Below are 6985 nucleotides of genomic sequence, written 5' to 3'. Positions count from 1 at the left end.
ACTCTGCCCAGCCCTCTGTCGCCCCTCAGCCGGAGGCCCCCGCGTTCGACGCGGGTGTGCAGCAACCCGCGGCGGCTCAGGGGGACACATCCCCGAAGATGGAGCCCCCCGTCTTCGACTTCAACTCCTTTGCACAACAGCCCGCGGCAGATCAGGACTACGCTGCCCAGCCCGATGCCGCCCCCCAGCCGGAGGCCCCCGCGTTCGACGCGGGCGAGCAGCAACCCACGGCGGCTCAGGCGGACACGAGCCCGAAGATGGGGACCCCCGTCTTCGACTTCAACTCCTTTGCGCAGCAGCCTGCAGCAGATCAGAGCTACTCTGCCCAGCCCTCTGTCGCCCCTCAGCCGGAGGCCCCCGCGTTCGACGCGGGCGCGCAGCAACCCGCGGCAGCTCATGAGGACGCGATCCCGAAGATGGGGACCCCCGTGTTCGACTTCGACTCCTTTGCTCAGCAGTCCGCGGTAAGTCCGGAGCACGCTGTTCAAAGCGACGTCACCCCGCAGAGGGGCAGCGCCTCTGGCGAGCCTTTTACCGCACACGCGGCGCCCTTCGCCCCATTCCAGCAAGCTGAGGCACCCGTTGCCGACGTGCCGCACGTTGCGGAGGATCAGCCCCAGGCGAAAAAGGGAGAAGGGTCCATGGCCTCCTGGAAGGAACCCGACGCCCCAACCGCCGAGGAGCGCCTGGCCCGGCTGTATCCCAACATGGAGTCCGAGTTTCAAAACCTCTACATCAACATCTACGCGGATCAGGAGCTCACGACGGACTTCGGCGACCTGCGCAACAGCGTTTCCCAGCGCATCCTTCAGAATCAGTCGCCCCTGCCCCTCTTCGACCCGGGCCAGGGGAACACCCGCGACCTTCTGCTGGCGCACATCGCGAACTCCGCGCTGGACGTCATAAAGAAGCTGTCCGAGAACCGGCAGGGTGACCGACCTAAGTTCAACCTGCACGAACAGGAGCTCTACAAGATCTACCGGTGCGCCCTCTACAGGCTGAACGAGTCGGGACTGATCACCGAGGAAACTGTCAAGCGCCTGATGCAGGAGGCCCACGACCTGACCGCTACCCGTTAGCCATCCGACGGTGGAGGCGGCAGATTGGGAGGCAGAACGTGATCAAACTGATGATTTTCGACCACGACATGACGATCGTGGACTCGAGCTACGCTATCATGGCGTGCTTCAATGCCGTGGCCGACGCGGTGGGTCGCCCCAGGGTGGACCACGGGCAGGTGATGCGCTGCATCGCCATGCCGCTTCCCGACTTCTGCGCGGAACTCCTGGGGGAGTACCGGCCCGAATGGACCCGGATCTACGTCGAAAAGTCCCATTCCCTGGAGCGCAGCCTGCTTCGCCCCTTTCCCGACCTGGCGCCGGCTATGACGGCCCTGCAGGCGATGGGGGTTCATCTGACCGTGGCCTCAAACCGGGAGGACCCGCGCCCCACCATGGAACAATCCGGGACAGCACGCTACTTCGAGCGGCTCATCGGCGGCAGGAGGCCGGACGGCGGGCGGCGGCCCTTCAAGCCCGCTCCGGACATGCTGCTTGAGCTGATGGGGGACTTCAGCGCGCCGGCGGCGGAAACGCTCTACATTGGGGACTCCGACCTCGACATGCGCTCCGCCCTCGCGGCGGGCGTGCGGGGGGTGGGCATCACGCGCGGCAACTTCACGCGGGAGCAGTTTGAAAACCTCGGCGCGTGGCGCGTCATCGACTCCCTGATGGAGTTGCCGGACATCGTCAGGGCCGAGAACGAGGAGGCGTCCTGATGACGGGACCGGAGGAGCGCAGCCGGCCGGGCGCGGCCCCCGCGGAGGAGGCCTGGCTGCCGAAGAACCGTCTGGGGGACGAACGAAGCCCCTTCCTACAACAGCACGCGAGGGACCCCATCGGTTGGTATCCGTGGGGTCCTGAGGCGTTCGAGGCCGCCCGCCGCGAGGACAAGCCCCTGTTCTTGTCCATCGGCTTCTCGTCCTGCCACTGGTGTCACGTCATGGAGCGCGAGTGCTTCTCGGACCCGGAGACGGCCGAGCTGATGAACGACGCCTGCATCCCGGTGTGCGTGGACCGGGAGGAGCGGCCGGACTTGGATGCGCTCTTCATGGAGGTCTGCCGGCTGCAGAACGGCTCAGGGGGCTGGCCCCTCAATTTGTTTCTGGCGCCGGACGGGCGCCCCTTCTTCGCCACCACGTGGCTGCCCAAGCGCACCACGGGCCAGATGCCCGGCATAACGGACATCCTGCCCCGCGTCAAGTGGCTCTGGCTGATGCAGCGGGAGGACGTCCTGCGGGCGGCGGAGGACCTGACGGCCCTGCTTCAACTTCGCTGCAGGCTGCCCCGGAAGGGGCGCGTGGGGACCGCGGCGGCGCGCGAGGCCCTGAACGCCCTGCGCCGCTCCTTCGACGTGGACTGGGGCGGCTTCGGGACGGCTCCGAAGTTCCCGGAGGTCCCGAAGCTCCTCTTCCTGCTCCAGCAGGCGGGCTCGGCCCTCAACTCCCAACAGGAGCGGGATGAAACCTTCGCCATGGTGGACCTGACGCTGCGGCGCATGTGGCGGGGCGGCATCCACGACCACCTGGGGGGCGGTTTTGCCCGCTACGCGACGGACGAACGCTGGATCACCCCCCACTTCGAGAAACTCCTCTCCACCCAGGCCGCGCTCCTCCTGACGGCTGCTCTTGCCCAGGAAGTGAGGCCCGACCCCTTCTACAGGACGATGGCAGAGGACATCGTCGGCTTCGTCACCCGGGACCTGTCGGACTCCTCCCCGGCCTTTTACACCTCCATCGACTCGGAGAGCGCCGACGGCGAAGGGCGCTACTACCTGTGGCGCGACAACGAGATTCGGGCCCTGCTGCCGGACGGCGAGGCGGGCCTGTTCTGCGCGGCCTACGCCGTCATGCCGGGGGGCAACTTCGGGGACGAGCTGGCTGGTGCCAAGATCGGCTACAACATCCTGTACGAGGCCACCACCGTCTCGGAGCTGGCCCGGCGGTTCGGCCTGCGGCCCCAGGACGCGGCGCAGAAGCTGGCCGACGCGCGCGCGCGCCTCCTCGAAGCGCGGCGGAGGCGACCGGCCCCGGCCTGCGACGCGAAGGTCCTGATGGGCTGGAATGGGCTCATGATCGGCGCGTTGGCCCGCGCCTCCTCCGCCTTTGATTGCCCCGATTGGCGGGAGCTTGCGGAGCGCACGGCCTTTTTCCTCCAGAAGACGCTCCTGGACAGGAAGGCCGGCTGGCTTCGCCGCTGGCGCGACAGCTCGGATATCCCCGCCCTGGCCGGCGATTACGCGGCGCTGCTGTGGGGCGTGACGGAGCTCTACCGCGCCGCCGTCAAGGCCGAGGCTGGCGAGAAGCAGGCACGGGACTGGCTCGACTACGGCGCCCTTCTGGCGGAGGCCATGATCGAGAACTGTCTGGACCGGGAGGAGGGCGGACTCTTCCTCACCCCCGGAAGCGACGCAAACATCTTCATGCGCTACAAGACGGCGGAGGACGGCGACCTGCCCTCCGCCAACGCGCTGGCGGCCTTGGCTCTGTCGCGCCTCGGCGCGGCGCTGGAGGAGAAGCGGTACGCGGACCTGTCCAAGGAGATCGTCGCGAGCTTCGCCCACGCTGCGGCACAGGACCCCGTGTCCCACCTGTCCCTCATCGCCGCGTCGGCCCTCTGGAGGCCGGTGAAGCCAAAGGACGAGGAGCCCCGGAAAAAGCCCGCGGAGGAACCGGAGGAAACCGCAGCCGCCGCGCCGGACGGAGGGGTGGAGCCGGCGCCGGAGGAGGAGGTCCGGCGGCGCCCGGACCGCGCGGCGCGCCATGAGCGGGCCGCACGCCACGAGAGAAGGCTGTCCCGTGCGCACCGGAGCGCAAGGTCAAAGGACAGGTAACCGCTGATCTGGTCGGGGCGCAGCCCCGTTGAACATTCAAGCTGTCAGGAAGCGCGGTCGGCTATCCCAACGGTCCTTGCGATGACCAGCGCTTCCCTGAGGATATTATCTATGATGGATCGGGCGCGAAAGCGCAGGAGCAGCCAAGGAGGTTTCAGCATGGGAAAATTTTGGAAGCGGGCCGGCGCCCTGGCGCTCGTCGCGGCGCTGGCGCTGCCGGCGGAGGCGCTGTATCAGTTTGACGACCTGTACGGGCCAAGTGGAGTGGGCGCGCAGTGGATGGTGATCACGGGAGGCTACGACACCCTGGGGGACACCGCCGACTCTGCGAAGGGCGGGACGGGGCTCGACGCCTCGGGCGACATCGTGTCGGACCGAAACTCCATGCAGGTGGTGAACGGGCGCTCCACCAGCGACTTCGACCGCGAGTCGAACCGGGACATCCACACGCTGTTTCTGGTCCTGCCCGCCTCCCAGGGGAACCTGACGGTGAACCTCTCCTCGCTCGGCTCCGACGCCGTCACGCCGGACGCCCTGGTGGACAACGCCATCTACGCCGTCCAGAAGACGCCGAACGGCACGCCCACGGGCAAAACGTACTACGACCGCTCCTGGAAACAGTACCAGCTCCAGTTCGTCAAGAGGAAGAACCCTGGCGTGTACGAGAGCGTGAGGGGCAATTTCCTGTTCCATCAGAACCCCAGCTCCGCCTACCCCTCCACGCCGTCCCAGACGCTTGAGGTCCCCTTCGTCATCGCCAACGTCTACAACGGCACGGCGGCGGACGAGCCCCTTCAGGTGAACGCTGCGCTGCGCGACAACACGACCTCCGTCCAGGGCAACATCGTGGCCTGCGACCGCTTCACGTGGGACGTGACAGCCGACATGACGACGGGCGGCAACCAGTGGGTGTTCGTGCCCGTGGAAGCGTGGCCCATCAACGACGAGCGGATTCACTACACCCTCACCACCGAGGTGACGAACCACACGGCCGTCCGGTACGCCGTCCAGCGCTACGATCAGCACGCCTGGGCGCACCAGAACCCCGCCTTCTGGAGGTTCGACCTGCCCCGGACGCCGAACCAGCGCGACGTGCCCCAGCGCTTTCAGCTGGACGAGAAGAGCCACATCGCCCCGGGGCTCACGGCGGTCTACCGCCAGCGCTACAACGTGAACCAGGGCGAGAAGACGCCGCTTCGCCTCTACCCCGTGGACCCCGCGGCGGGCTTCCGCAGCCTGACCCTGAACCACCAGATCCTCTTCGGCGTGGACCTGGGGAGCGTCGAGGCCGACACGGGCAGCGGCGGCACCACCCAGGCCGCGCCCTACAGGGTCCAGGCGTTCAACCCCCGCGCGGCCAGCACCACCTTCCTCGAAAACGTGGCGAAGGCCATGAGCTCACGGGACGGAGAGCCCCTCCTGGAGGTGAAGGTCCCGGCGGCCCGGATCCTGAACGCGGGCTCCGTCAAGTACGACTACGTGGCGGGGGACGTCCTGAACTCCTTCTCCGTGAACCTGAGGGTCCCCGCCAACCTGCGCAAGACGGGCACGGAGGGGATGTTGCCCCTGCACGTCACCTTCAACCTGCCGCGGACGAACCTCTACGTCAGTCGCCACTGGGAGAGCCTGCTGGAGCAGTGGCACAAGACGGGGGACGTCCACGACGAATTCGCCCAGGCCTTCAGCGTGTACCTGCTGAGCCGCCGGAAGGGCGAGCCCGACAACCCCTGGGACATGGTGCAGGAGATGATCAAGCGGGGGGCCTACGACAGCCAGGTGAAGGTGTTCATGGACGAGGACCGCGGCGTCATCACGGTGAGCTTCATCGCCATGCTGATGGACGGCACCCGCGACGGCGTGCGCCCGGCGCTGTACCTGGTGCCGGACCAGACCGCCACCAACAGCAACACCTTCATGATCCTGCGCGATGGCCTGAAGGACGACGCGTGGAACCTCACCTTCTACGTCGCCCCAGCGGAGTACGTCGATAACGACCGCCCCGGGCCCACGCCGCCGAAGGACTCCAAGGAGTCGGGCGGCGGCTGTGACGCGGTGGGACCGGGCCTGCTGTTCGGCGCGCTGGCAGCCCTCGGCGCGGCGCTGCGGTGCAGGGGGAGGCGGGGGTGATGCGGCGCCTGCCCCTGCTGGGCCTCCTGTGCCTGGGGGCGCTCTGCTCCGCCGCCTTTGGGCTTGTGGGGGTCAAATACGTCCGCATCCAGGGGCCCAGGGAGTTGGACCTCCTCCAGGGGCAGTCCCTGAGCCTCACGGCCCTGGCCTACGACGCGGACTGGAACCCGATCTCGGACGACAGCGCCGCCCTCAGCCTGAGCTGGAGCAGCAGCGCGGGCGCGGTCCGTGTCGAGCGCCTCAACAACCAGAGCGCCCGCATCCACGCCGTTGCGCCGGGCCGGGCGGAGGTCGCGGTCCGCTCCTCCTCCGCGTCCGACGCCGTTTCCGTCGTCGTGAGGCCCCGGACGACGTACCTGGACGTGGCGCCGCGGGTCCTGGAGCGGCTGAGCCGCTTCAACGAGGAACTGGCGCGGTACGGCATGGCCCTCGGCTTTGCGGACCTGGACCCGGCGGCGACGGAGAGCGCGGCATTCCAGCGCGATTTCCGCTTGGCGTGGAACGCCTCCCCCTCCCCCATCCGAAGCATCCCCGCCACGTCGCCCATCGCCTTCTCCCGGCGTCAGGAGTACGCGGACGCCGCGAGGCCGGGCGTGACCCTCACCCTACCGGACAGCGCCCGCGGCGACCTGCTGTCCGTCAGCTTCGAGTACGCCTACGCCTGGGCGGAACTCTCGAAGCTCCTGGGCCGCGAGGCGACCCGCGGCAGCGTACCCGACGTTGAGGAGCTGTTCCGCGCCCTGACCCTGACGTTTCAGGGGGCCGGGGCGGGCGACGCGGCCTACGCGGTCGTCGGCCGGGGCGGCGTCCCCGCCTCCGAGGTGGAGGCCGCTGGCGCGCTCTCCATCCTCCCGGACGAGAGCGGCGTCACCGTCAGGCTGACGGCCTGGCTGGCCAATCTGCAGATCGGGAGCGGACCCCGCCTCCTCCATGGGCTCCTCCTCGTGCCGGACGGCACGGCGGACGG

Annotated in this window: 4 protein-coding genes and 1 pseudogene; all 5 read left to right on the top strand. The window is 68.4% G+C overall.

From position 1 onward, the window contains the following. A pseudogene (locus tag Q0629_RS07825) lies at nucleotides 1–1079 on the top strand (hypothetical protein); the annotation flags it as partial. Between the two features lie 38 nt (nucleotides 1080–1117). Continuing rightward, nucleotides 1118–1777, top strand: coding sequence for an HAD family hydrolase (locus Q0629_RS07820; protein ID WP_298781052.1), 660 nt, complete (start codon nucleotides 1118–1120; stop codon nucleotides 1775–1777). Next, the gene (locus Q0629_RS07815) at nucleotides 1777–3891 is read left to right on the top strand and encodes a thioredoxin domain-containing protein (RefSeq protein WP_298781049.1); all 2115 of its coding nucleotides are present in this window, start codon (nucleotides 1777–1779) and stop codon (nucleotides 3889–3891) included. The genes Q0629_RS07820 and Q0629_RS07815 overlap by 1 nt, the downstream gene beginning before the upstream one ends. Before the next feature lie 159 nt (nucleotides 3892–4050). Continuing rightward, complete coding sequence (locus Q0629_RS07810; RefSeq protein WP_298781047.1) at nucleotides 4051–6018, top strand: hypothetical protein; 1968 nt, start codon at nucleotides 4051–4053, stop codon at nucleotides 6016–6018. Next, the coding region (locus Q0629_RS07805; RefSeq protein WP_298781045.1) for a hypothetical protein at nucleotides 6018–6985 on the top strand (968 nt) is incomplete at its 3' end. The genes Q0629_RS07810 and Q0629_RS07805, both read left to right, overlap by 1 nt.

Origin of the sequence: uncultured Fretibacterium sp. (assembly GCF_938030725.1) — a bacterium.
In the GTDB taxonomy this organism is placed as follows: domain Bacteria; phylum Synergistota; class Synergistia; order Synergistales; family Aminobacteriaceae; genus Fretibacterium.
This window is presented reverse-complemented; position numbering and strand designations above follow the sequence as displayed.